The organism is Kitasatospora sp. NPDC089797 (assembly GCF_040684795.1).
Lineage (GTDB): Bacteria > Actinomycetota > Actinomycetes > Streptomycetales > Streptomycetaceae > Kitasatospora.
Genome location: NZ_JBFBGS010000041.1, coordinates 59,044 through 84,221 on the forward strand (window position 1 = coordinate 59,044; position 25,178 = coordinate 84,221).

Annotated in this window: 16 protein-coding genes; 6 read left to right on the plus strand and 10 right to left on the minus strand. The window is 75.1% G+C overall.

The annotated features are described in order from the left end of the window. Nucleotides 1-90: 90 nt before the first annotated feature. From AB0O91_RS28945 to AB0O91_RS28970, 6 genes are all read right to left on the minus strand, one after another. The gene (locus AB0O91_RS28945) at nt 91-2,325 is read right to left on the minus strand and encodes a pyridoxal-phosphate dependent enzyme (RefSeq protein WP_363439002.1); all 2,235 of its coding nucleotides are present in this window, start codon (nt 2,323-2,325) and stop codon (nt 91-93) included. Beyond that, nucleotides 2,315-3,250 (minus strand): kinase, encoded by a 936-nt coding sequence (locus tag AB0O91_RS28950; RefSeq protein WP_363439005.1) that lies wholly within the window; start codon nt 3,248-3,250, stop codon nt 2,315-2,317. Before AB0O91_RS28950 ends, AB0O91_RS28945 begins: the two co-directional genes overlap by 11 nt. Beyond that, nucleotides 3,247-4,737, minus strand: coding sequence for a lyase family protein (locus AB0O91_RS28955; RefSeq protein WP_363439008.1), 1,491 nt, complete (start codon nt 4,735-4,737; stop codon nt 3,247-3,249). Before AB0O91_RS28955 ends, AB0O91_RS28950 begins: the two co-directional genes overlap by 4 nt. Next, nucleotides 4,734-6,245, minus strand: a complete 1,512-nt coding sequence (locus tag AB0O91_RS28960; RefSeq protein ID WP_363439010.1) for a condensation domain-containing protein — start codon at nt 6,243-6,245, stop codon at nt 4,734-4,736. The genes AB0O91_RS28955 and AB0O91_RS28960 overlap by 4 nt, the downstream gene beginning before the upstream one ends. Nucleotides 6,246-6,417: 172 nt before the next feature. Continuing rightward, nucleotides 6,418-7,131, minus strand: a complete 714-nt coding sequence (locus AB0O91_RS28965; protein WP_363439012.1) for an alpha/beta fold hydrolase — start codon at nt 7,129-7,131, stop codon at nt 6,418-6,420. Between the two features lie 472 nt (nt 7,132-7,603). Then, complete coding sequence (locus AB0O91_RS28970) at nt 7,604-9,229, minus strand: ADP-ribosyltransferase domain-containing protein (protein WP_363439014.1); 1,626 nt, start codon at nt 9,227-9,229, stop codon at nt 7,604-7,606. A 228-nt stretch (nt 9,230-9,457) separates the two neighbouring features. Between AB0O91_RS28970 and AB0O91_RS28975 the strand changes: the two genes are divergently transcribed. Beyond that, the gene (locus tag AB0O91_RS28975) at nt 9,458-10,132 is read left to right on the plus strand and encodes a macro domain-containing protein (RefSeq protein ID WP_363439016.1); all 675 of its coding nucleotides are present in this window, start codon (nt 9,458-9,460) and stop codon (nt 10,130-10,132) included. A gap of 120 nt (nt 10,133-10,252) precedes the next feature. Here AB0O91_RS28975 and AB0O91_RS28980 read toward each other — a convergent pair whose 3' ends face one another. Then, entirely contained in the window at nt 10,253-10,906 is a 654-nt protein-coding gene (locus tag AB0O91_RS28980) for a TetR family transcriptional regulator (RefSeq protein ID WP_363439019.1), read from the minus strand. A gap of 100 nt (nt 10,907-11,006) precedes the next feature. On the opposite strand from AB0O91_RS28980, the gene AB0O91_RS28985 reads away from it, so the two are divergent. After that, on the plus strand, nt 11,007-12,020 hold the full coding sequence (locus AB0O91_RS28985) for a zinc-binding dehydrogenase (protein WP_363439021.1): 1,014 nt from the start codon (nt 11,007-11,009) through the stop codon (nt 12,018-12,020). 152 nt (nt 12,021-12,172) lie between these two features. On the opposite strand, the gene AB0O91_RS28990 is transcribed toward AB0O91_RS28985, so the two are convergent. After that, nucleotides 12,173-13,378 carry an SUKH-4 family immunity protein gene (locus tag AB0O91_RS28990; protein WP_363439024.1) on the minus strand — a complete coding sequence of 402 codons (1,206 nt, stop codon included), beginning with the start codon at nt 13,376-13,378 and terminating at the stop codon, nt 12,173-12,175. A gap of 307 nt (nt 13,379-13,685) precedes the next feature. Between AB0O91_RS28990 and AB0O91_RS28995 the strand changes: the two genes are divergently transcribed. After that, complete coding sequence (locus AB0O91_RS28995; protein WP_363439045.1) at nt 13,686-16,421, plus strand: penicillin acylase family protein; 2,736 nt, start codon at nt 13,686-13,688, stop codon at nt 16,419-16,421. A 62-nt stretch (nt 16,422-16,483) separates the two neighbouring features. Here AB0O91_RS28995 and AB0O91_RS29000 read toward each other — a convergent pair whose 3' ends face one another. After that, the gene (locus AB0O91_RS29000) at nt 16,484-16,846 is read right to left on the minus strand and encodes a hypothetical protein (RefSeq protein ID WP_363439027.1); all 363 of its coding nucleotides are present in this window, start codon (nt 16,844-16,846) and stop codon (nt 16,484-16,486) included. 115 nt (nt 16,847-16,961) lie between these two features. Between AB0O91_RS29000 and AB0O91_RS29005 the strand changes: the two genes are divergently transcribed. Both AB0O91_RS29005 and AB0O91_RS29010 read left to right on the plus strand, forming a co-directional pair. Then, entirely contained in the window at nt 16,962-18,185 is a 1,224-nt protein-coding gene (locus tag AB0O91_RS29005; protein ID WP_363439030.1) for a pyridoxal-phosphate dependent enzyme, read from the plus strand. A gap of 204 nt (nt 18,186-18,389) precedes the next feature. After that, nucleotides 18,390-19,745: a hypothetical protein gene (locus AB0O91_RS29010; RefSeq protein WP_363439048.1), complete on the plus strand. Its 1,356-nt coding sequence runs from the start codon at nt 18,390-18,392 to the stop codon at nt 19,743-19,745. A 205-nt stretch (nt 19,746-19,950) separates the two neighbouring features. On the opposite strand, the gene AB0O91_RS29015 is transcribed toward AB0O91_RS29010, so the two are convergent. Then, a complete protein-coding gene (locus tag AB0O91_RS29015; protein WP_363439033.1) occupies nt 19,951-21,348 on the minus strand; it encodes a helix-turn-helix transcriptional regulator in 1,398 nt (465 codons plus the stop codon). Between the two features lie 361 nt (nt 21,349-21,709). On the opposite strand from AB0O91_RS29015, the gene AB0O91_RS29020 reads away from it, so the two are divergent. Next, nucleotides 21,710-24,916 (plus strand): M28 family peptidase, encoded by a 3,207-nt coding sequence (locus AB0O91_RS29020; protein ID WP_363439036.1) that lies wholly within the window; start codon nt 21,710-21,712, stop codon nt 24,914-24,916. Nucleotides 24,917-25,178: the final 262 nt, after the last annotated feature.

The window sequence follows — 25,178 nt, forward strand, 5'->3', positions numbered from 1 at the left end:
TGTGGCGTGGGGCGGCCCCCCCCACCCCCCGCGGGGGGGGGGGGGCGGGGGGGGGGCCGGGCCCGCACGCGCTCCCGCACTCCGGGTCGCCTACTCGACCACGACCGTCAGCTCCCCCATCGCGGCGTCCAGGGCGGCGCCCACCTGCTCGGGGCCCTCCCCCACCGCGATCACGTGGCCCAGCCGGTCGTACGCCTCCCGCACCGGGCGCACCGGGCGACCGGGCACCGCCGTCACCGTCACCCGCTCCACCCCGGGGACCGCGGCCGCCCGCTCGACCCCGTCGACCGCGGCCAGCCGGCCCTCCTCGGCGGCGACCAGGAACCGGATCCCGGCCGAGCGGGACCGCTCCGGGGTCAGGTCCACCGGCAGCCCGGCGGCTGCCCGGATCTGCCGGTCCAGCAGGTCGATGCCGGTCGCGGGCCGGATCAGCTCCGGGATCATGCCGCCCGCCAGCCGGGCGTTGATCTCGATCACGGCCGGCCCCTCGGCGGTCAGCCGCAGCTCCACGTGGGCCGGGCCGCGCTCCAGGCCGACCGCCGCCAGGCTGCGCCGGGCGGTGTCGGCCATCGCCGCCGCCGTCTCCGCGGGCAGGACGGCCGGGAAGAGGTGGCCGGTCTCGACGAAGTACGGCAGCTCGCTGACGGTGCGCTGGGTGATGCCCACGCAGACCGTCTCGCCGTCCGCCCGGAACATCTCGGCGCTGAACTCCGGACCGGTCAGGAACTCCTCCACCAGCACCGTGGAGGCGCTGGCCTGGCCGCGCACGTTGCGGGTGACCGCCAGCAGCTTGCGGACCTGCTCGACGGCGGTGGCGACGTCCGCGCACCACAGCACCTCGTGCGAGCCGGACTCGTCCACCGGCTTGACCACACAGGGCAGGCCCACCCCGGCGACCGCCGCCGCGACCTCCGCCGGGTCCCGGACCTCGGCGAAGCGCGGCTGGCGCACCCCGTGCTCCCGCAGGGTGCGCCGGGTCGCCGACTTGTCCCGGCAGGCCGCCAGCGCGGCCGCCGGGTTGGCCGCCACCCCGAGCGCCTCGGCCAGCGCGGCCGCCTGGACCAGGTAGTACTCGCTGGTCGTGGTCACGCCCGCCACCTCGCGGTCGCCGGCCGCCACCTCGGCGGCCTTGCGCAGCGCCTGCGGGTCGTCGGTGTCGCAGACCACCACCCGGCAGCCGGTCTCCGCCAGCCCCTGGTAGCGGGCCGGGTCCACCACGAACAGCACCGGCTCCAGGCCGAGCCGCACCGCCGTGGTCAGCGCGAGCATGCCGGTGCCGGTGGTGTTGGACTCCACGAACAGCAGCAGCGGGCGCTCCCGGCGCGGGATCGCGGCGTACGACCAGCTGTGCACCAGCTCGCCGTAGCGGACGGGGGCGGGCTCGGTGGCGACCCCGGCGTCCCGGTCCGTGCCGTCGGCCGCGTACACGGTGTCCACGTACCGGTCCCCGCGGTCCGGCATGATGCCGACCAGCCGGGTGCCGGGCGCGGCGTGCGCCGCCAGGTGGGTCAGCACCCGGTAGACCGAGCCGGAGGTGTTCCCGGCGAAGACCTTCTGCTCCCGGGCGAGCGCCCGGGTCGCGGCGAAGGCCTCGTCGTCGGAGAGCCAGTGCACCTCGTCGAGCAGCCGGTAGTCGATGTTGTCCGGGTAGAGGCTGTTGCCGAGCCCGGACTGCCGCCGGGTCGGGACGTCGGGCTGGCCGAACAGCACGCTGCCGACCGCGTCCACCCCGACCACCTTCAGCGCGGGGAAACGTTCCAGCAGGGCCCGGGACGTCCCGCACAGCGACCCCCCGCTGCCCACCGAGCCCACCACCACGTCCACCGTCCCCAGGTCCTCGACCAGTTCCTCGGCCAGGCCGCGGTAGGCCGCCGGGTTCTGCGGGTTGGAGTACTGCTGCGGCCAGAAGGCGCCCGGCAGACCGGTCATCAGCTCGGCCAGCAGGTCCAGCCGGGCCGACTGCCAGCCCTGCTCGCCCATCGCCGACACCACGTGCACCTCGCAGCCCAGGGTGCGCAGCTTGGCCAGGGTGATCGGGTCGATCCGCGGATCGGTGACGATGTGCACCGGGTGGCCCAGGTGGGTGCCCACCAGCGCCAGCCCCAGCGCCATCGTCCCCGAGGAGCTCTCCACGATCGGCGCCCCGGGCTTCAGCGCCCCCGAGCGGCGTGCCTCGGTGACCACCTGCCGGGCCACCCGGTCCTTCATCGCGAAGGCGTTCGCCAACTCCAGCTTGGCGTACACCTCGACGCCCTCCGGTGCCGGCACCCGCAGCCTGACCAGTGGTGTGTGCCCGATGGCCTCGACGATCGACTCATGCCGCATGAGCAAGCTCCATGTCCTGAAGGTTGAGGGCCCGGACCGTGGTGGTGGTGCCGGGCAGGGTCGAACAGGCCGCCAGGGCGGCGGCCAGGCGGGGCCCGTGGTCGGGGTCGTCGCCGTCCAGCAGGACGCCCAGCAGGGTGCCGCTGTGCGCGCACACCACCCCCTCGGCGCCGATCCGCTCGGCGACCGCCAGCATCGCGTCGAGGTTGCGCTTGGGCGCCAGGCGCTGGTTCAGCACCGCGCTGCGGGTCGTCACCGCCCCCACCCGGGCGAGGTCCCCCGCCCGCACCGCCGCGGCGAGTTCGGCCAGCAGCTCCGCGTACTCCGCGCGCTGCCCCGGGGAGAACGCCTTCGGCACCCGGTTGAACGCCACCGTGTCCAGCAGACCGCCCTCGTCCACCCCGACCACGGTCGCCGCCGGGAGGCCGCCCAGGCGCTCGCGCAGCCGCACCTCCCGGTGGTCGAAGGCGACCACCCCCGGGTGCATCACCCCGTCGGTCGGCTCGATCGGGCGCAGCCAGCCCTCCACCGCGGCCGGCGAGGTGTCCAGCCCCACCGCCGCGCCGACCGCCCGCGCGGTGGCCACCAGGTCGGCCGAGGAGCTGGCCATGCCCTTGCCCTCCGGCAGGTCGCCGTCCAGCAGCAGTACCCCGCCGGCCCGGCCGCGGGAGGCCAGCATCGCCTCGGCCACCCGCCGGGTCTTGGTCTTGTGGGAGGGGAACACCCGCAGCGGGCCGTCCGGGTCGAGCCGGAAGCGGGCCCGGGCCCAGCGGTCGACCGGCAGCGTCACCAGGAACTCCGGTCCGCCGGGCAGCGCGCCCTGGAGCAGTTCGCCGAAGGTGCCGAACGCCCGGGCCGTACCGGTCCGCAGGTCGACGCCGGAGCCGGACACCGCGAACGAGGGCAGCGGCGGGGGCGTGCTCACGGCCGCTCCCGGCCCGGGGCCAGCAGCGCCGCGACCCGCTCGTCCGCCGCCCGCACGGCGTCCGCACGCTCGGCCCACTGCCCGGCCGAGCGCCGGTGCTCGGCGCGCAGGTCGGCGAGCACGGCGCGGACCCGGTCGGGGTGGGTCGAGCCGACCGAGGTCTTGGCCCGCAGCCCGGCCTCCACGCTCAGCGAGGCGGCCAGCAGATCGGCCGGCCCGGCCAGGCGGTGCCCGGCCTCCTCGGCGACCGCCGCCAGCAGCCCGGCGTCCCCGTCGGCCGGGGCCAGCCCCTTGTCCAGGGCGGCCTTGATGTAGCGGCCCGCGATCACCTGCGCCGTCCGCCAGGGCACGCCCTCGTCCAGGGTCAGCCGGTTGGCGAGGGTGAAGCCGCCCAGGAACTCCCCCTCGCAGGCCGCCCGCATCCGGTCGGTGCGGAAGACCAGTCCGGTGACCACGGCGTGCGCCAGCCGCAGCGTCGAGCGCAGCGCCTCGGTCTGCACCCGCAGGTGCGCGCCGGCCTCCTTGGACACCTCGACGGTGTTGGTGTACGGGGTGTTGCGCTGGGCCGCCGCGAGTTCGGCCGCGCTGCCCGCCACCAGCGCGCAGCGGCCGCGGATCCGCTCCAGGACGGGGAAGTTCTTCTTCTGCGGCATCGCGGCGGAGATCCCGGACAGCTCGTCCGGGAGGTCCAGGAAGCCGTGGGCGCTGCCGCCCCAGGCCATCAGGTCGGTGGTGAAACGGCTCAGCGCCACCGCGAAGTTGGCGGCCTCGGCGGCGATCGCCAGCGCCCAGCCGCGCGAGGCCACGGCCACCAGGGCGTGCGGCTGCGGCCGGGCGAACCCGAGCAGCTCGGCCATCCGGGAGCGGTCCCAGTCGAGTTCCTGCCCGGCCATGCTGCCGGCGCCCAGCGGCGAGGCGTCGATCTCGTCGTACGCGGCGAGCAGCCGGCGCACCGCGGTCAGGGTCTCGCTGGACAGCGCGGCCAGGTAGAAGCCGGGGCTGATCACCTGCGCGGCCTGGGCGTGGGTGTAGCCGGGCATCGGCACCTCGACCGCGCCGGCGGCCAGCTCCCGCACCGCCGCGTCGAAGTCCAGCAGGTCCGCCGCCAGGGCGCGCACCTGCTCGCGCGCGGAGAGCAGTTGGGCGCACACCTGGAGGTCGTTGCGGCTGCGGTCGGCGTGCCAGGCGGCGAACGGCGCGACCGGGCCCGCCGCGACGTGCCGCTCCAGCGCGAAGGAGATGTCCGACATGTTCTCCCGCGGGTTCGCCCGGACGGAGCCCGGGTCGACCCCGTCCAGCCGCTCCGCGATCACGGTCATCCCGGCCTCGTCCACCAGCCCCATCCGCCGGTACTCCAGCAGCAGCACCCGCTCGATCGCCACGTAGTGCCGCAGCAGGTGTTCCGCCTCGTACGCGAACTGCGGTGCCAGCACCTCCTCGTGCCACACCTCGCTCGGAACGCCGTCGATCCGGCCGGTCACCGTCATGGAGTGCTCCTCAGAAGAACCGATGGGGCGGCCCGGCCCTCGCACGGGGCTTGCGGGTCGGCGGGTCCGCGGGGGCCGGTGGGGGGATTCGTGGTCGCGGTCGGGTCGCCCGGGGGCCGGTGGTCCGCTGCCGGATGGTCCGCGGCCCGGTGGTCCGCGTTCCGGCGGTTCGCGGCGGCCGCGGGCAGCCGGGAGAGCGGCGTGGCCGGGTCGGCGAGGCCGGCGGCGAGCAGGGCGAGGAAGTCGTCGAGCAGACCGCGGGCGGTGGCGGGGGTGAACAGCGCGGTGTCGTAGACCAGCCGGGCGGCCCGATCGGCCACGTCGAGCAGCAGGTCCTGTTCGGCGAAGGCGCACGGGGCACCCAGCTCGCGGCCCTCCGTCAGGGTGAGGCCGGGGTGGTGGGGGCCGGGGCGGTCGTCGGGGCGATCGTCGGGGCGATCGGCGTCGCGGGGGAACGGCCGGTCCGGGTGGTCCCAGGCCGCCCGGGCGGCGGCGCGGGCCCGCTCGACCAGTTCGGCGAAGACCGGGTCCCCGGCGGTGTCCAGGTGCAGCACCGCCGTACCGGCCAGCGCCCCGACCAGCGACCGGGTCTCCGGCCGGTGCCGCCCCGAGACGGGGACGCCGATCGCGTGGGCCGTCCGGCCGGAACGCCCGTGCAGCAGCGCGGCGTAGCCGGCCAGCAGCAGGAAGGGGGCGGCGGCGAGCCGGTCGCTGCCCGCGCGCAGCGCGGCCGTCAGGCCGGGCGGGAGTTCGGAGCGGACCTCGGCGCCGACGAAGGCCGGCACGGCGGGGCGCGGCCGGTCCAGCGGGAGGCCGTGCCCGGGCCGTCCCGCCCCGGGTAACCCTGCCCCGGACACCCCTGATCCGGATAAGCGGAGTTCGGCTCCGGAACGGTCGTGCTGACGGTCCGCGTGGCCGGCGAAGTCCAGCGGCTGCTCCGGCAGCACCGGCGCCCGGCCCTGTTCCAGCGCGGCGCAGAGTTCCGCGAGTTCGGCGTTGAGCAGGAACAACGAGGCTTGGTCGCAGACCAGTTGGTGGGCTACCAGCACCACCGCCCAGCCCGCGGCGTCGAGTCGGACGGCCACGGCCCGCCACAGCGGCGCCCGGGCCGGATCGAAGGGCAGGGCCGCGGTCTGCTCGGCCAGCTCGGCCAGCCGCTCGGCCAGCTCGGCCAGCCGCTCGGCCCGCTTGCCGTCGTCCGCCCCGCCGAGGTCGGCGAACTCCACCGGGAGGTCGATCCGCGGCTGCACGAACTGTCGCAGCCCGCCGTCCAGCACCCGCACCGAGGTGCGCAACGCGGTGTGCCGGGCGGCCAGTTCCGCGAACGCGGCGGACAGCTGGGCCCGGTCGACCGCGGCACCGATCCGGAAGGTGTCGGTGACGTGCTGGAGCAGCCGACCCCCGGCGAGGCGGCCGGTCGCCCAGACCAACTGCTGGCCGTGCGCCGCCCGGGCGATCCGCTCCCCGTCCGTGCCGGGCAGGACCGACCCGGTGGTTCCATCCGCCATCACAGTTCCTGACTCGTCGTTCCGACCTGTCGCGGATCGGGTGCCCGCCTGGTGCGGCCCGGCCGGGCGCGGCGGGCCGTTGGCAGCACGCCACGGGGAACCGCCGGCGGCCTCGGGGTCGCCCGGCCCGGCCCGGACCTCCGGACCGGGCCCCCGCGCCGGGCGCGCGGCCTCACGCCACGGGGCTGCCGAGGCCGGCGTGGATCGCCCGGCTGATGGCGTCCAGGTTGTCGTCGAGGAAGAAGTGGCCGCCCGGCACGACGTGCTGGGTGAACGGCCCGGTCGTGTGCGCGGACCAGCCGGCCGTGTCCTCGGCACGCGCCGAGGCGTCCTCGGCGCCGACGAAGGCGGTGATCGGCACCGGCACCGGCGGCTCGTCACCGCAGTCGTAGGCGTCCAGCCAGCCGAAGTCGGCCCGGCAGACGGGCAGGACGAGTTCCAGCAGATCGGGCTCGTCCAGGACGAACGCGGGCAGGCCGCCACCGCGGACCAGCCGGTCCAGCATGGCGGCGTCGGGGAGCGTCGACAGGCCGTCGAAGATGTCCTCGCCCCGCGGGTGGTCGGGGCGCGGACAGCCCGACACGAAGAGGTGGACGGGCAGTTCGGCGCCGCTCCGGCGCAGTTGCCGGACCACCTCGAACGCGAGCAGGGCGCCCATCGAATGGCCGAAGAGCGCGTACGGCCGGTCGGCGGCGGCCGCGACGGCCTCCGCGATCCGCTCGACCTCCACGGCCGCGGGCTCGCCGAGCCGGCGCTCCCGGCCGGGCAGGGCCAGCGCGGCGACCTCGACGTCCGGGCCCAGCGCGGCTGGCCAGCGGGTGTAGACGGCGGTGGCCCCGCCCGCATAGGGGAAGCAGACGAGCCTGACCGGCGCCTCCGGACGCAATTCTCGGGAAACGAACCATTTGTCAGGGAGTATCTGGCCGTTCACGGGCGCCATCCAGGAAGTCCGGCTTTTGGCCCGAGGTCGTCCGGAAAGTCCATGGTCTCCGAAGCGGCCTTTCTGGAAAAGATGCCAGAACTCATTCGATCCGTCCCTGGATCGCCGCTCTGCGGAGGCCGGTTGTGCCGCCTGGTCAGTTCTGCCATCGAGGATGATGAATAGTGTGCCGATCAACCGCTGATGACTGTACCTCAGCTGAGCGAGCACGCTCAATAGTTGGCGATAACCGGCCAGTCGACGCCGTCGCGCCCCCTCCCGAAAGGGCGATTCGACAACCCGCCCACCCCGCCCGGGAATCGGGGCGCAACTCGGCGGGAACTCGCATTGGATTGTCCGGCGACGCCCGGCGCCCCGGGGCGCCGGTCCGCCGTCCGGGGCACCGGTCCGCCCCGGACGGCGGCGTCCGGCTCGAGGCTCAGGACACCAGCGGGCCCTCCGCGATCTCGGTCAGCGTCACGGTGCACAGCCCGCCGCGCTGGGCCTGGACGTCCGTGACCTCCAACTGGGTCCCGGGCAGCAGGATGTACTCCTCCTCACCGGTGAACGCCGAGAACCGCTGGATGCCCGTGGCGCGCCGCGGCCGCACCTCGAACAGCGTCCGCTTGCCCCGGCTGCCGAGGAAGGACTTCGCCACCCCCAGCTCGGAGGTGCAGGAGGACACGCCCCACCAGGTCACCGTCTTCCCCACCGGGTACTGCTTGCGCAGGTCCAGCGAGACCCCGCGCCAGAGCGGTTCGGTGCGGGCCGGCAGCTGCGCCACCGCCGCGAACAGCAGCCGCAGGTACGGCAGGTAGGGGACGAGCCGGGCACGGTCGGGCGAGCGCAGCACCGCGTTGATCTCCCGGTAGAACGCGGACTCGCAGGTGTAGAGGTACAGCGCGGCGATCGCGTCGGCGGACAGGCCGTCGGCCACCCCCTCGCCGGCCCGCCGCCGGCCGAACTCGTCGGACTGCGCGACGTGCCGGTCCAGGCCGCGCAGCAGCGCGGCCACCGGGGCCACCGCCTCCCGGAAGTCCAGCAGCGGCGTGTCGAACACCCCGCTGATCGCCGGGAGTTCGAGGCCCTCGTCCTTGACCCCCGCGAGCCGGTCCAGGTAGAGCTGGTGCAACTCCATGGTGGAGGCGATGAACGCGCCCATCCGCTCGGCGACGCCGCCGTCCGCGGCGCCGTCCTGGGCCCCGGCGGTGTTCCAGCCCTTGCTCGGGAGCCAGTCGACCTCGTCCGCGCCGAGCGAGGCGAGCGCGGCGTTCACCGTGGCGAAGTGGTCGCCGTCGCAGAAGATGTCGCCCTGGGCGGCCGGGTTGGCGTGGTCGATGTGGCGCACCTCGACCCCGGGGTACTTCTTCTCCAGCCGCTTCACCACGCTCTTCAGGCTGCGCGCGTGCGCGCCCCACCAGGCGAAGACGACGCCGCGGTCCTCCTCCCCCGCCTGCTGCTTGGCCCGCAGGATCTCCTCGACGATCCGCTCCGCCACCGGCCGCCAGAAGCCGGTGTGCTGGTCCGGGCCCATCGCGCCGTCCGCGCTGGCGGTGAGCGCCGCGTTCAGCAGCAGCACGCCCTGGGTCAGCATCGCCTGGAACCACTCCGGCGGCTGGACCGTCTCCTCCTTCTTCAGCAGCGCGCGGATGTCGGCGATCGGCGTCTTCTTGGGGATGCCGTACTTCCACATCGCCGCGGCCTTGATGATGCAGCGGATGCTGATCACCCGGCCGAACTGGCTGTCCTTCCAGTCGTGGAAGGCGTTGTCGAACATCGCTATGCCGGTGGCGCTCTCCGGCCGCGGGTAGGGGTTCTGGCCGAAGACCACGACCTTCCACCGGTGCGGGGCGTGCGGCTTGAGCGCTTGGAAGGTCAGTTCGCGGACCGGCACGACCTCCGGGCTGCGCCCCGGGCCGATGAACGAGGCCGCGCCGGGCTGCGCCTCGATGACCGGCTTCAGCAGCGGCAGCCACTCCTCCCCGCCGCCGCGGAAGAGCTCCGTCAGGGCCAGCGGGTCGTTCGGGTCGGGCTGGGCGGCGGCGGGGGTGTCGGCAGCGCTCATGGCGGTACTCCGGCTGGTCGGCCCGTACGGGCGTCGGATGACGGTCCGTCAGGTCTCCGACGGACGACCCCTTCCTAACAGCCCCGACTGACAGTCCCGCCCGGCCCGTCCACCCGGTCCGCCCGCCCGGTCGGGGACGGCCGGTCGGCGACGGCCGGACTGTCGGTGCCACCCGCTAGCGTCGGTATCGACAGCGGGAAACACCTCGACGGACGACAGGAGTTGCAGATGACGACGGACCGCGCGCAGTCCCCGCTCAGGGTGGTGCTGACGGACCTCAACGCGGCGGTGGTCGAGTCGTGGCGGGCCGCCTTCGCCGACACGCCCGAGGTCGAGATCCGGCAGGGCTCGATCCTCACCGAACAGGTCGACGCCTGGGTCAGCCCGACCAACTCCCGCGGCCGGATGGACGGCGGGGCGGACGCCGCCATCAAGCGGCACCTGGGGGCGGGCATCCAGCTGAAGGTGCAGCGGGCGATACGCGACCAGTTCGCGGGCAGCCTGCCGGTGGGCAGCGCGGTCTGCGTGCCGTCCGGGGCGGTCAACCCGAGGTTCCTGATCTCGGCGCCGACCATGCGGACCTCCTCGCAGAACGTCAGCGAGACGCTGAACGTCGCCCTCGCCTGCGCGGCCGCCTTCCAGGCCGTCCACCGGCAGAACCGACTGGTGCCGGGCAGCATCCGCTCGGTGGCCCTGGTCGGCATGGGCGCCCAGACCGGCCGGGTGCCGGCCCGGATCTGCGCCAACCTGATGTGGACGGGGCTCACCCTCTTCAACGACCACTGCTTCGAGGACTACGACGAGCTGCGCGCCACCGTCCTGGCCCAGTTGGAGGACATCGAGAAGGCGCCCGCCACCCGGCGCGTGCGCATCGCCGCGCCGAAGCCGCGGTCCCGGGCCTGACACCGGGGAGGCCCAGGGAGTCCCGGGCGGGCTGACGAGCGCCCGGTCGAGGGGCCGGCCCGCCGACCCCTCGACCCACCGACACCCGCCAGCCCGTCAGCCCGTCAGCCCGCCAGCCCGTCAGCCGGCGACGAGTGCCAGCCGGATCCAGCGCTCCGCCTCCGCGGTCGCCACCGCCGCATCGAAGGCCTCCGGCCCGGCGGCCGCCTGCACCACCAGCCCCTTGAGCAGCCCCACGAAGGCGAACGCGAAGGCCCGGGCGTCCACCCCGCCCCGCACCTCGCCGTCGGCCACGCCCTGGGCGACCACGTCCGCCACCCACCCGCGCGTCCGGGTGTCCAGTTCGGCCACCGCGACCGTCAGCTCGGAGGCTCCGGCGAGCGCCTCGGCGCCCAGCACGACGAAGGCCCGGCCCAGGTCGGTCGGGTTCCGCACACCGTCGAGCACGCCCCGGGCGAAGCCGCACAGCTCCTCGGCCGCCCCGGCGCCGCTGCGCGCGGGCGCGGCCGCCGCCATCGCCTCGCCGAGCGCCTCCTCCTGGAGCCGGGCGAGCAGCGCGGCCCGGGAGCCGAAGTAGTGGGTGGCCAGGCCCCGACTGAAGCCCGCCTCCTCGCCCACCCGGGCCAGGGTGACCCCGGTGCTGCCGTGCTCCGCGATCAGCCGGGCGGCGGCCGCGAGCAGCGCGGCCTCGGCGTGGGCGCGCCGTTCGGCCTGGGTGCGGCGGGGCTGGGCGTCCTGGGGCGCGGAGCCGGCGGGTTCCTCGTGCGTGGGCATGGCACCATGCTAGGCTCAAATTGCTTGTTGGTTAACAAGCAAGTTTGGGACGACGGGGTGTTCCCCCGCCCCGGCCGTCCCCGACCGAAGGGAAGTCCCGATGACCGCCACCATGCTCGCCGGCCGCCTCGACGTCACCAAGGGCGCGTTCGCCGTCGAAGAGGTGCCCGTCCCGACGCCCGGCCCGGGCCAGGTGCTGATCAAGGTCGAGGCCGCCGGTGTCTGCCTCTCCGACGTCCACCTGATCGACGGCACCCTCAAGCCGTTCCTCCTCAAGGAGGACAAGGTCACCCTCGGCCACGAGGTCGCGGGCACCGTGCACACCCTCGGCGAGGGCGTCACCGGCGCGGCTGTCGGCGACCGGGTCCTGCTCCAGGCCGGCGAGACCCGCGACGGCACCGTCTACACCCGCGGCGTGGACTACGACGGCGGCTGGGCCGAGTACGCGCTGGCCACCGTCGCCACCCTGGTGCCGATACCGGACGAGCTCCCCTTCGAGCAGGCCTGCTTCATCCCCGACGCGGTCTCCACCCCCTGGTCCGCGATCACCGCGACCGGCGCGGTCCGCCCGGCCGAGGCCGTCGGCGTCTGGGGCGTCGGCGGGCTGGGCGCCCACGGCGTCCAGCTGCTGCGCACGATCGGCGCCTTCCCGATCGTCGCCGTCGACCCGCTCCCGGCCGCCCGCGAGCGCGCCCTCGCCTTCGGTGCCGACGCCGCCCTCGACCCCTCCGACCCGCAGTTCGCCGAGCGGCTGCGCGCGGCCACCGGTGGTCGGCCGCTCGCCGCCGCCTTCGACTTCGCGGGTGTCGCCCCGGTCCGTGAGCAGGCCGCCGCCTCGCTCGGCGAGCGCGGCCGCCTGGTGCTCGTCGGCCTCACCGACAAGCCGCTGACCATCACCAAGGGCACCATGGTGAGCTACCTGCGCCAGCAGATCCTCGGCCACTACGGCTCCCAGGGCCAGGACGTCATCGACCTGGTCGACCTGGTCCGCGGCGGCCGCCTGGACTTCGCCCGCTCGGTGAGCGGCACCTTCCCGCTGGCCGACGCCGCCCGCGCGGTCGAGGCGCTGGAGCGCAAGGAGGGCAACCCGATCCGCCTGGTCCTCAAGCCCTGACCGACCGAGGACGGCAACCCGCCCCCGCCCGACTGAGCCGGGCGGGCCCCCGGGGGCCGGCAGCCGGACCCCGGCGGCCGGCCCCCGAACAGCTGCCCGGGCCGGCATCCGCCCGGGCCGGCGCCCGCACCGCGCGGCCTCCCCGGCCGCCGCTACTCCAACAGGCTCCCCAGGTGCCCGTCGTCCACCCGGATCGGCCAGAAGTGGTCCTCGGTGGCGAAGGCCTCCGGATCCAGCGCCCGCAGCACCGACTCGGCCGCGCTGTCGAGGAGTTCGGCCGGCTCGAACACCGACCACGGCGCCGGTGTCCGAAGGTCCTCCGCCGCGCGCCGCGCGGCCCGCAGCCGCTCGAAGGTCCACAGCACGTACAGCAGCGCCGAGAGGTCCCGGTGCAGGTAGGCGGCGGGCGCGCCGTCGCCCCACGGGTCGGGCAGCTCGACCCGCCCGGTCGCGCCGTCGAGGGCGACCACGGAGTCGTACATCCACCCGCCGACCACCAGGAACCCGCCCTGGTACGCCCGGCCCGAGGGCTCGCCCCCGCCCCGGTGGTCCGCCGGACGCGCCTCGGCCAGGGTCCGGAGGCCGCCCTCGGCGGCGACCGAGAGGACGCACCGGTCGGCGACCGGCAGCCCGGCCCCGGTCAGCAGCCGCCGGGTCGGGCCGTGCCCGAGCCCTTCGGGCAGCTCGGCCTCCGCGAACCGGCGGACGGTGCCCTCCCCCTGCACCGTCGCGAGGTCCTCCACCAGCTCCGGGGTGACCTCGTACAGCAACCCGTCCGCGCCGCCGGCGGCCGCCCCCCACGCGAGGGCACGGATCGTCAGCACCGTTCCCCAGTGGGCCGGCGCGTCCGCCGTCCGCCGGTACAGCTCCGGGTCGGCGGCCCGCAGCCGCTCCCGCACCGCCCGCTCGACCCCGGCGACGGCCGCCGGGCCGCGTTCCGGCCCCGCCTCCCCCGCCGGTGCCCCCGCCTCCCCCGCTCCCGCCAGCGCCTCGATCTCCCCCGCCAACGCGATCAGGCACCCGGGGCTGCTGGCCAGCAAGTCCCGCCGGAGCACCCCGTCCGCGTCCGGCCGGGCCAGGTACACCTCCCCGCCCGCGCCGTCCAGCAGCACCGTGACCGGCCCCTGCCAGTCGTCGTAGCGCGCCTCCCCCAGCACGTACAGCCCCCCGGCGCCGCCGACCCCCTGCCGCTCGTACCAGGACGCGGCGGTCTGGAGCGGCTCCTCCCCCGAGGCCTCCAAGTCCAGGTACGCGCGCGACCAGCACAACTCGCCGGCCGCCAACAACTCCCGGCTCGGCCCGTGCGTCACCCCCTCGGGCACCACCCGGACCGGCCCGGCCCCCACAACCGCCCCCACCACCGCACACCCCCTGCCCGCCGCCCCACGACGGCCGATCGCCCACCGACGTGAGCGACCCTAGCGGAGCCCACCGACAACCGGCCCCGACCCGGGCCGCACGCGGCTTGACGGGAGGTCAACTCCCGGTGCAGCGGCGGCGAAATGGCATGCACGCCACTAGCCAACCGTCCAGTAGCGCCCCTACCGTCGACTCCCCGTGCCCTCGACGGAGGAGCTCGCCTTGCCCCCACGCAACCACCCCCACCGCCCCCACCGCCGCCGACTCACCCGGTTCCCCGCGGTGGCCGTCGCCCTCGCCTCGGCCCTGTTCGCCACCGCCGCCCTGACCGCCCCCGCGACCGCGTCCCCCGCCGCCACCGCGCCGGACTACTGCGGCGGCCGGTGCACCGACATCCTGCCGCCCGGCGAGAACGGCAACGCCACCCTCGCCGAGATCCTGCTGAACCGGGTGTTCGGCAGCCGCCCGGCGCACACCGACGACCAGCTCGGCCCGTACTCCGCCCTCGCCTCCGGCTATCCCGGGCTCACCGAGGCCGGGTTGCGGAGCTTCTTCAACGACGCCTCGTTCGGCGTCCCCGCCGACCAGGTGGCGAGCACCACCAGTCCGCGCCCGGACGTGACGATCGTGCGCGACAAGGCCACCGGCGTCCCGCACATCACCGGCACCACCCGGTACGGCACCGAGTTCGGCGCGGGCTACGCGGCCGCACAGGACCGGCTCTGGGTGATGGACCTGTTCCGGCACGTCGGCCGCGGCGAACTGTCCGGCTTCGCGGGCGGGGCGGCGGCCAACCGGCAGCTGGAGCAGAGCTTCTGGCAGGCCGCGCCGTACACCGAGGACGAGTTGCAGCAGCAGATCGACGCCCTGGCCACCCGCGGCGGCCGGGCCGCCCAGGCGCTCGCCGACGCCAACGCGTACCTGGACGGCATCAACCGGTACGTCACCGAGGCGTACAACGGCCGGACCTTCCCCGGCGAGTACGACCTCACCGGCCACATCGACCCGATCACCAACGCCGGCTCGATCGCGCCGTTCAAGCTGACCGACCTGGTCGCCCTGGCCTCCGTGGTCGGCGCGCTGTTCGGCTCCGGCGGCGGGGGCCAACTCGCCTCCGCCCAGGTGAAGTCGGCGGCCGAGGCGCGGTACGGGAAGGACGCCGGGGACGCCGTCTGGGCGTCGCTGCGCGAGGCCGACGACCCGGAGGCCGTCCGGACCCTGCACGACGGGCAGACCTTCCCGTACGCGACCGTGCCGGACGACCCGCAGGGCCAGGCGCTGCCGGACCCCGGCTCGGTGGTGCCCGAGCGGATGGTCTACGACGCCACCGGCTCCGCGGGAGCGGCGGCCACCGCCGCGAAGGGCGTGCTGCCCGGCAACCTGCTCACCGCCAAGCACGGCATGTCCAACGCCCTGCTGGTCTCCGGCGCGCACACCGACGACGGCCACCCGGTCGCCGTGTTCGGCCCCCAGACCGGCTACTTCGCCCCCCAGTTGCTGATGCTGGAGGAGCTCCAGGGCCCGGGCATCAGCGCCCGCGGCGCGGCCTTCGCGGGCCTCAGCTTCTACGTGCAGCTCGGCCGCGGCCAGGACTACGCCTGGAGCGCCACCTCGGCCGGGCAGAACATCACCGACACCTACGCCGTCCCGCTCTGCACCACCGACGGCTCACCGGTCACCACCGCGGCGAACTCCTACCTCTGGCACGGCCAGTGCCTGCCCTTCGACCGGCTGGCCCGCCAGGACGCGTGGCAGCCGACCACCGCCGACTCCACCCCGGCCGGCTCGTACACGCTGGTGATGTACCGCTCCCGGTACGGGCTGGTGACGGCCCGCGGCACGGTCGGCGGAGCACCGGTCGCCTTCACCTCGCTGCGCTCCACCTACCGGCACGAGGCCGATTCCATCATCGGCTTCCAGGAGTTGAACGACCCCGGCGCGGTGCACGACGCTCCGAGCTTCCAGCGGGCCGCGCAGGACATCAACTACACCTTCAACTGGTTCTACGCCGACTCCCGCGACATCGCGTACTACAACTCCGGCAGCAACCCGGTGCGCGCCGCCGGGGTCGACGCCGGACTCCCGGTGCTGGCCCGACCCGCCTACGAGTGGGCCGACTTCGACCCCACCACCAACACCGCGCGGTACACCCCGCCGACCGAGCACCCGCAGTCCGTGAACCAGGACTACTACGTCTCCTGGAACAACAAGCAGGCGAGCGGCTACACCGCGGCCGGCTTCGGCAACGGCTCGGTGCACCGCGCCAACCTGCTCGACGACCGGGTCAAGGCGCTGATCGCGGGCGGCGGCAAGGTCGGCCGGGTCTCGCTCACCCAGGCGATGGAGAGCGCGGCCCTGGCCGACCTGCGGGCCGAGGACGTGCTGCCCGACCTGATCCGGGTGCTGCGCAGCGCCCCGGTCACCGACCCGGCCGCGCTCACCGCCCTCCAGCAGCTGGAGGCCTGGCTGGCCGACGGCGCCCAGCGCAAGGAGACCTCGGCCGGCAGCCACGGCTACGCGGACGCGGCCGCGATCCGGGTGCTGGACGCCTGGTGGCCGCTGCTCGCCGACGGGGTGATGCGGCCCGGGCTGGGCGACCCGCTGTTCACCGCGCTGACCGGCGCGCTGCAGATCAACGAGTCGCCCTCCGGCGGGCAGACCGGGGCCGTCGGCGGCGGCCCGGTGAGCGCCAACGAGGCCATCCCGCACAAGGGTTCGTCCTTCCAGTACGGCTGGTGGAGCTACCTGGACAAGGACCTCCGGGCCGTCCTCGGCGACCCGGTCGCCGGGCCGCTGGCCCGCCCGTTCTGCGGCGGCGGCGACCTCACGGCCTGCCGGACCGTCCTGCTGGACACCCTGGTCCGGGCCGCCGCCGAGACCCCCGCCCAGGTCTACCCGGGCGACGGGGACTGCGCGGCCGGCGACCAGTGGTGCGCCGACACGATCATCCAGCGGCCGCTGGGCGGGGTGACGGACTCCAAGACCACCTGGCAGAACCGGCCGACCTACCAGCAGGTGGTGCAGTTCCCCGGCCACCGCTGACCCCCGGCCGCGGGCGCCGGCGCCTCCCCGGAGGGGCGTCGGCGCCCGCGCCGCGACCCGGCTCAGCCCAACCGCTCGGCGACCTTCTGCTCGGCCGCCCGCAGGTGGCCCGCCTCGCCCCGGAGCCGCACGCCCGCCTGGTGGTAGACGTCCGGGCTCTCGTGCGTGGCCATCCGCTCGGACAGGGCCGCCGCCAACTCCGCCGTGACCTCCAGCAGATCGGCGAGCGAGCCGAGCATCACGACCGCCTCCGCCGCCGGGACCCGCTCCCGGCCCCGGTCCTTCGCCTTCGGCAGCGCGTTCTCCCGCAGCTGCCGCCGCGCCTCGTCGACCGCATCGACCATCGCGCGGATCCCGCTCCCGGTGACCCGCTCCGACCCGCCGTCCCGCACGCCGTCCCGCACGCCGTCCCTCACACTGTCCATCCCGCTCCCAGCTCCCGTCCGGTCGTCCGTGCTCGGACATCCCGGTGAGTGTGCCCCGCGGACCAAGATTCAGAAACCCGCCCGGTAGCACCCGAACCCCACCTAGGCTGCTTACATGGCAACCGACGACTCCCTCGCGACCGGTCAGCGCTCGCTCGGCGACCCCGCCTTCGACTACCCCCTCCGGCCCCCGCTGACCTCGGGCTGCCCGCGCACCGGCACGGCGGAGGTCGCGTACCCGGTCGAGGTCGACTACGCCTACGACAAGGTCGACCCGGACGCCCTGTTCGCCCCCGTGCGGGCCCGGGGCGGCCTGGAGCGCTGGGCGCCGCTGCTGCCCCCGCTGCTCGCACCGGGCCTCGGCGAGGGCGCCACCCCGCTGGTGGAGCTCGAGCCGGGCGTGTACGTCAAGGACGAGTCCCGGAATCCCACCTGGAGCCACAAGGACCGGCTGAACCGCTGCACCACCAGCGCCGCCGTCGGCGCCGGCGCCCCCGGCATCGCGGTCGCCTCCTCCGGCAACCACGGCGCCTCGGCGGCCGCGTACGCCGCCCGGGCCGGGCTGCCCTGCGTGGTCTTCACCGGCCCGGACGCGCCGCCCGCCGTGGACTCCTTCCTGAACGCCTACGGCGCCGTGGTGCTGCCGGTCCCGTGGGAGGCGCGCTGGCCGCTGCTGCGCCAGGTGGTCGAGCGCCTCGGCCTGCACCCGGTCAGCAATCTGACGCCCACCCACACCGGGCACGCGTACGGCCCGGAGGGCTACAAGACCGTCGCGTACGAGATCTTCCAGGACGTGGGCGTGCCGAGCGCGGTCTTCGTCCCCACCGGGTACGGCGAGCTGCTGTTCGGCGTCTGGAAGGGCTTCGCCGAGCTGCACCGGCTCGGCCTGGCCGACCGGGTGCCGCGGATCTTCGCCTGCGAGTCGGCGGCCTCCGGCGCCCTGCACCGGGCGATCGCCGACGGCCTCCCGGCCGCGCGCGTGCCGGTCGGCCCGAGCGCGGCGTACTCGATCGCCTCGCCGGTCAGCGGCTACCGGGGCGTGCTGGCGGTGCGCGCGAGCGGCGGCCGGGCGCTGACCCTGGACGACCGTCAACTCCTCGACGCCCAGGCCGAACTGGCCCGCTCCGGGCTGTGGGCGGAACTGTCCGCGGCGGCCGGTCTGGCCGGACTGCGCAGCCTCGGCGAGCGGGCACCGCGCCCGGACGAGGGCCCGGTGGTCTGCGTCTCCACCTCCAGCGGCTTCAAGGACAAGGGCATGGGCAGCCGTCGGACCGCCCCGATCGCCCCGACCTGGGAGGAGGTCGAGCGCCGGCTGCGCGCGGCCAGGATCGGCGGCTGACCGGCCACCCCCCGCCGCACACCGCCCGACGCCCGCCCACCGCCACCCGGCCCGCGCACGACCGGTTCCGGAAGCCTGCTGTTCGTCGTACCGTTCGCTGACGTAGGGTCGGCGTTCGCCCACGCACAGCAGGCTGACTCCGCCCCAACTCCCCCGCGTCGAAGGGCTGTCACCGTGACCCGTTCCCCCCGTCGTCTGCTGCCGCTGGCCGTCGCCGTCGCGGCCGTGCCCGTCCTCGCGCTCCCGGCGGCACCGTCCGCCGCGGCCTCCTACGGCACCCCGACGATCACCCTCTCGGCCGGCTACCTGTCCGGCGCCGTCGGCGCGGTCGGCGACCCGACGGTGGGCGTCACGGTCGCCCAGAGCGGCGCCCCCGCCTCGGCGTTGACGGTCGCCGCCTCGGCCAGCACCCGCAGCGGCGTGGCGCGGACCGGCGACGTCACGGTGACCGGCAGCGGCGGCACCCGCACCCTGGCGGTCGCCGCCCAGGGCGTCGGCTACACCGATCTGACCGTCAAGGTCACCGGCCTCGGCGGCAAGACCGCGACCCGCACCCTGCACTACGCCGCCTCGCCCGCCGTCCTGGACTCCGCCGCCAGCCGCTACCTGACCGGCTCCAGCGACGCCTCCGCCGCGGTGGACGCGGGCGGCGGCTACATCCTGGTCGGCGACGACGAGTCCAACACCCTGCGGCTCTACGACCGCAACGCCTCCGGCGCCCCCGTCCGCACCTGGGACTTCAGCGGCGCGCTCGGGGTCAGCAAGGAGATCGACATCGAGGCCGCCGCCCGGGTCGGCGACACCGTCTACTGGACCGGCTCGCTCGGCAACAACAAGGACGGCAAGGTCAAGCCCGACCGGCACACCCTGTTCGCCACCAAGGTGACCGGCTCCGGCGCCGACACCCAGCTGTCGCTGGCCGGTTCGTACCAGGGACTGCGCGACGACCTGATCGCCTGGGACAACGCCCACGGCGACCGCTACGGCTTCGAGGCCGGCTCCGCCGAGGGCCAGGCGCCCAAGCAGATCGACGGGTTCAACGTCGAGGGCCTGGAGTTCGCCCCCGGCAGCGGCACCACCGCGTACATCGGCTTCCGCGCCCCGCTCACCCCGGCGGTCACCGGTGGCCGGGCCCTGCTCGTCCCGGTCACCAACTTCCCGTCCCTGTTCAACGGTTCGGCGAAGCACGCGACCATCGGCGAGCCGATCGAGCTGGACCTCGGCGGCCTGTCCGTCCGCGACCTGCGCCGCAACGCGCTCGGCCAGTACCTGATCGTGGCGGGCTCCTGGGCGGCCGAGGACAACTCCGCGCCCTACGCCCTCTACCGCTGGGACGGCCGCCCGACCTCCAAGCCGGTCAAGCTGATCGACCTGCCGACCGGCGACGCCGGCGCCTGGGAGGCCGTCCCGGACGTGCCGGACCTCGACGCCCCCGGCGCCCGCGCCCAGCTGATCACCGACAACGGCTCGGCCGACCTGTACGGCGACGGCAGCGCCGCGAAGGACCTCACCCACCCGGAGTGGAAGAAGTCCCGCAGCACCTGGTTCACCCTGCGCTGATCCCGGTCGCCCCGGACCGCGCCCGCAGACCGGCCCCTCGGCCCCGCCAGACCGAGGGGCCTTCCCCCTACCCGGACGGCCCGTCCCACCCGACGGCCTGGACCTTCCGACGGCCCGTCCCACCCGACGGCCTGGACCTCCCGACAGCCCGTCCCACCCGACGGCCTGGACCTCCCGACAGCCCGTCCCGCCGGGAGGCCCGTCCTCAGCTGCCGGTCAGCTCCGCCAACCGCCGGGCGGCCTGCGGCTCGTACCGCGCGAGGCGCTCGCGCAGACCGCGCAGCTCGTGCCCGACCAGCGCGGGCAGGGCGGCCGCCGGGGCCGTCTCCAGTGCGGGCCCGAGCAGTTCGACCGCCGCCCGCGGATCGTGCGCGCAGGCGTGGCAGTCGGCCGCCCGGACGGTGAACAGCAGTCGGGTTGCGGGCAGTTGGTCCGGACCGAGCAGCCCGAGCGCGGTCTCGGTGGCGGCCAGCGCCCGCCGGGCCAGCCGGGGGTCGTCCACGGCCGCGGCGAGGTCGCGCAGCGCGGCGGCCGCGGCGGACTCCACCCGCAGCCGCATCGAGGCGATGGACAGCCACGGCACGACCGCCTCGTCCCGGTCGTCGATGTGCTCCACCTGGGCCCGGGCGAGCGCGATCTGCCGCACCGTGCCGTGCACGTCGCCGGTCAGCGCCCGCGCCCGGGCCCGGCTGATCCGGCCCATCGCCCCCGCCCAGGGGCGGTCCGGGGCGAGCCGGTCGATCTCGCGGGCGTAGCCGAGCGCGGCCACCGGATCGCCGTCCAGCCGGGCCAGGATGCTCAGGTCGCTGAGCGTGCCGACCAGGGTGGCCTGGTCCCCGGCGAGTTCGGCCCAGCTGAGCGCACGGTCGAAACAGGCCATCGCGGTGGCGTTGCGACCACCCTGCATCCGCAACGCCCCGGCGGCATGGGCGTGTTCGGCGGCGAGCCGGGCCAGCGGACGCCGCTGGGCGGCGGGGGCCACCGCCAGCCGGGCGAGCACCACGTGCAGGGTGCGCTCGACGGCGGCGACCAGCTCCGGGCGCACCCCGGCCTCGGCGGCGCGCAGCTGGGCGGCGAGCAGCCCGGCCAGGGCGTGCGCGGTGACGGCGTCCAGCGGGGGTGCGAGCGCCGGGTCGGCGGCGCAGAACTCGGCGTAGCAGGCGGCGAGTTCGTCCGGCGGCGGGACGGCGCAGCCCTCCGCGTCGTGCAACGGGCAGAGCAGCCCGTAGTCCGGCAGCCGCGCCGGGGCGACGGCCCCCGTGGCGACCGGACCGCCCGCGGCGCCCGCGCCACCGGGCCCGCCACCCGGCAGCGGCGGTCGCAGCACCCCGGCCGGGAGGGGGCCGAGCGGGGAGAGTCCGGCCGACTCGGCGCACAGGCAGGCCGCCACCAACTCCCCTCCGGCACGCAGGAGTCCGTCGATCCGCTCGGCGACCCTCGGGGCGACCCGGCGCGTCCCGTGCTCGATCTTGCTGACCGCCGTGTGGTCGTAGCCGATCCCGGCGCCGAGCTGGGCCTGGGTGAGGCCGGCCCGGCGCCGCCAGTGCCGCAGCAGGGCGCCGAACTCCCGCCAGGCATAGGGGTCCTGTGTCATGGAGGGCATCGGGGCGATGGGGGCGGGGCCCACACGGTGCACGGCTGCCTCCCCGGAGGCGGGCCCGCTGCGGGGCCCTGGGACGAGTCCGACGGGGAGGACGGTACTCGATCGCACCCGCGCCGTACATGAGGTGGTCTCAACCACTGTGAGGAAAGCCCAGCTTGACGCGAAACGGCACCCGCATCTTGACGGAATTTGCCAACCCTATGCAGAGCCCGCACCAGCCATTGACCCGGGCATGACGCCATGTGAGGGTTCGGGCACCCGAGCGCGGACGGCCCGCAGCGGCCGTCCCCCGGACGCGGCCTGCGGTGCGCCACCAGCCTTGCCGTCCGCGGTCGAGGACCCCCACACGCGAGGAGCCTCGATGCAACGCAGAGTTTCCCCAGGCCGGTTGCTCACCACCGCGACCACCCTGGCCGTCCTGGCCGGCCTGGTCGGCGCCACGGCGGGGACGGCCGGCGCCGCGCCCGCCCCCTCTCCCGCGCCGCCCAGCGCCCTGGCCGCCGCCGTCAACGCCGCCGACACGGCCGCCGCGGCCGGCGCCGACGCCCTGGCCAAGGGCCCCGGTGAGACCTACGAGCGCAAGACCGTCACCCCGTGGCTGAACGGCCTCTACTCCGTCTCCTACGAGCGCAGTTACCACGGCCTGCCGGTGGTCGGCGGCGACGCCGTGGTGCTCGCCGACGGGCAAGGTAAGGTCCGCGGCCTCCAGTCGGCCGCCACCGGCCCGGTCGGCGGCTCGACCACCCCGCAGATCAGCGCCGCGAACGCGGAGAAGACCGCGCGGACCGAGCTGCCGACCGTGGACAAGGTGGACTCCCGCCGGCTGGTCGTCCGGGTCAAGGACGGCGCGGGCCGGCTCGCCTGGGAGACGGTCCTCACCGGCCGCACCGAGCACGCCCCCAGCCACCTGCACGTCTTCGTCGACGCCGCCACCGGCGAGGTCGTCGACAGCTACGACGACGTCGAGGCCGGCACCGTCAACAGCAAGTGGAACGGCCCCGGCCCGCTCACCATCAGCACCACCAACTCCGGTGGCTCGTACTCCTTGCGCGACCCGAACCGGCCCGGCCTGTCCTGTTCCGACAACGACACCGGCCAGGTCTTCACCAAGTCCTCCGACTCCTGGGGCAACGGCAACCCGTCCAGCCGGGAGACCGGCTGCGGCGACGCCATGTGGGCGGCCCAGAAGGAATGGGACATGCTCCGCGACTGGCTCGGCCGCAACGGGCACGACGGCAACGGCGGCAGCTGGCCGATCAAGATGGGCCTGAACGACGTCAACGCGTACTGGGACGGCAGCTCGGTCTCGATCGGCCACAACCAGGCCGGCGAGTGGATCGGCGCCCAGGACGTCGTCGGCCACGAGTTCGGCCACGGCATCGACCAGTACACCCCGGGCGGGGCCAACAACGAGAACGGCCTCGGCGAGGGCACCGGCGACATCTTCGGTGCGCTCACCAAGGAGTACAACAACGAGCCCGCGCCCTACGACTACCCCGACTACCAGGTCGGCCGCCAGATCAACCTGGTCGGCCAGGGCCCGATCCGCAACCTCTACCAGCCCTCACTGGTCAACAACGACCCCGACTGCTACTCCTCCTCGATCCCGAGCACCGAGGTGCACGCCGCCGCCGGCCCGCTCAACCACTGGTTCTACCTGCTGTCCAACGGCTCCAACCCGGGCGGCGGCAAGCCCACCAGCCCGACCTGCAACAACTCCTCGGTCACCGGCATCGGCGTCAAGCAGGCCGGCCAGGTCTGGTACGGCGGCATGCTGCTCAAGACCAGCGGCATGACCTACAAGCGGTACCGCACCACCACCCTGACCGCGGCCAAGAACCTCGACCCGACCTGCACCTTCTACAACCGCACCAAGGCGGCCTGGGACGCGGTCAGCGTGCCCGCGCAGAGCGGCGACCCGACCTGCACGCCGTCCGGCAACAACGACTTCTCGCTCGCCGTCGCCCCGTCCGCCGGCTCCGTCCAGCCCGGCGCGTCGACCACCGCGACGATCTCCACCGCCGTCACCTCGGGCACCGCGCAGACCGTCAAGCTGACCGCCACCGGCGCCCCGACCGGGGTCACCGCGACCGTCAGCCCGTCCTCCGTCCAGGCGGGTTCGTCCGCGACCCTGACCCTGGCCGCCTCCTCCGGCGCCCCCGCGGGCAGCTACGTGATCACCGTCACCGGCACCGCCGGCACGGCCACCCACACCGCCCAGTACACCCTGACCGTCGGCGGCGGCGGAACGCCCGGCGGGCCCGCGCCGGACATCGACGTGGCCAAGATCCAGGCCGACCTGGCCCAGCTGAACACCATCGCCAACCAGAACGGCGGCAACCGCCGGGCCGGCAGCGCCGGACACACCCAGTCCATCGCCTACATCAAGGGCAAGCTGCAGGCCGCCGGCTACCAGGTCAGCGAGCAGACCTGCACCTCCTGCACCTACCAGTCCAACAACCTGATAGCCGACTGGCCCGGCGGCCCGTCCGACCAGGTCACCATGTTCGGCGCACACCTGGACAGCGTCGCGGCCGGCCCCGGCATCAACGACAACGGCTCCGGCTCCGCCGTCCTGCTGGAGAACGCCCTCGCGCTCGCCCAGCAGAACCCGAGCCTCACCCGGCACGTCCGGTTCGCCTGGTGGACCGGCGAGGAGCAGGGCCTCCAGGGCTCCCAGTACTACGTCGGCCAGCTCGGCTCCACCCAGCGCTCGGCGATCAAGGCCTACTACAACTTCGACATGGTCGGCTCGCCCAACGCCGGCTACTTCATCAACAACCTCACCTCCGCGGCCTCCGCGCCGCTGAAGGCCTACTGGGACTCGCTCAACCTCCAGCCCGAGGAGAACGTCGAGGGCGTGGGCCGCTCGGACGACAGCTCCTTCCAGCAGGCCGGCATCCCGACCTCCGGCTACGCGGCCGGCGCCAGCGCCGTCAAGACCTCCGCCCAGGCCACCAAGTGGGGCGGCACGGCCGGGCAGTCCTACGACTCCTGCTACCACCAGTCCTGCGACACCACCTCCAACGTCGACGCCACCGTGCTCAAGCGCAACGCCAACGGCGTCTCCTCGACGATCTGGAAGACCTCCGTCGGCGGCACCACCCCCGCCAACGACTTCTCCCTGTCGCTGAACCCGGCCACCGCCACGGTCAAGCCCGGCGCCTCCACCACGGCGACCGTCGCCACCGCCACCACCTCGGGCAGCGCCCAGACGGTCAACCTGACCGCCGCCGGGGCCCCCGCCGGGGTGACGGTCTCCTTCAGCCCGTCCTCCGTCCAGTCCGGCGCCTCCGCCACGATGACCGTCGCCACCGCGGCGAACACCGCGGCCGGCACCTACAGCATCACCGTCACCGGGACCGGCACCGCCACCCACACCAGCAGCTTCACCCTGGTCGTCAGCAGCGGCAACCCCAACCCCGGCAACGCCTGGACCCCCGGCACCACCTACCAGGCGGGCGACGTGGTGACCTACAACGGCGTCAGCTACCGCTGCATCCAGGGCCACACCGCCCAGGTCGGCTGGGAGCCGCCGATCGTCCCCGCCCTCTGGGAGGCCGTGTGACCGGTACCGCCTGACACCCCCTGAGCCGCTGCGCCGCGATCCGTCGAGGGGGACGGGTCGCGGCGCCGCCCGGGGGCCCCGCCCGACACCGGCCCCGGCGCCGCCCGGGGCACCGGCCGTACACGGACCGCGGCGCAGCCGTCTGCACCGGCCGTGCACGGACCGCGGCCCAGTCGGGCGCACCGGCCGTCTGCCGGGCTGACGTAGAGTCGGGGGGGCGGCGGGCCGGCGCGGCGGGGGGCGGGCGGGCGGCCCGCGCCCG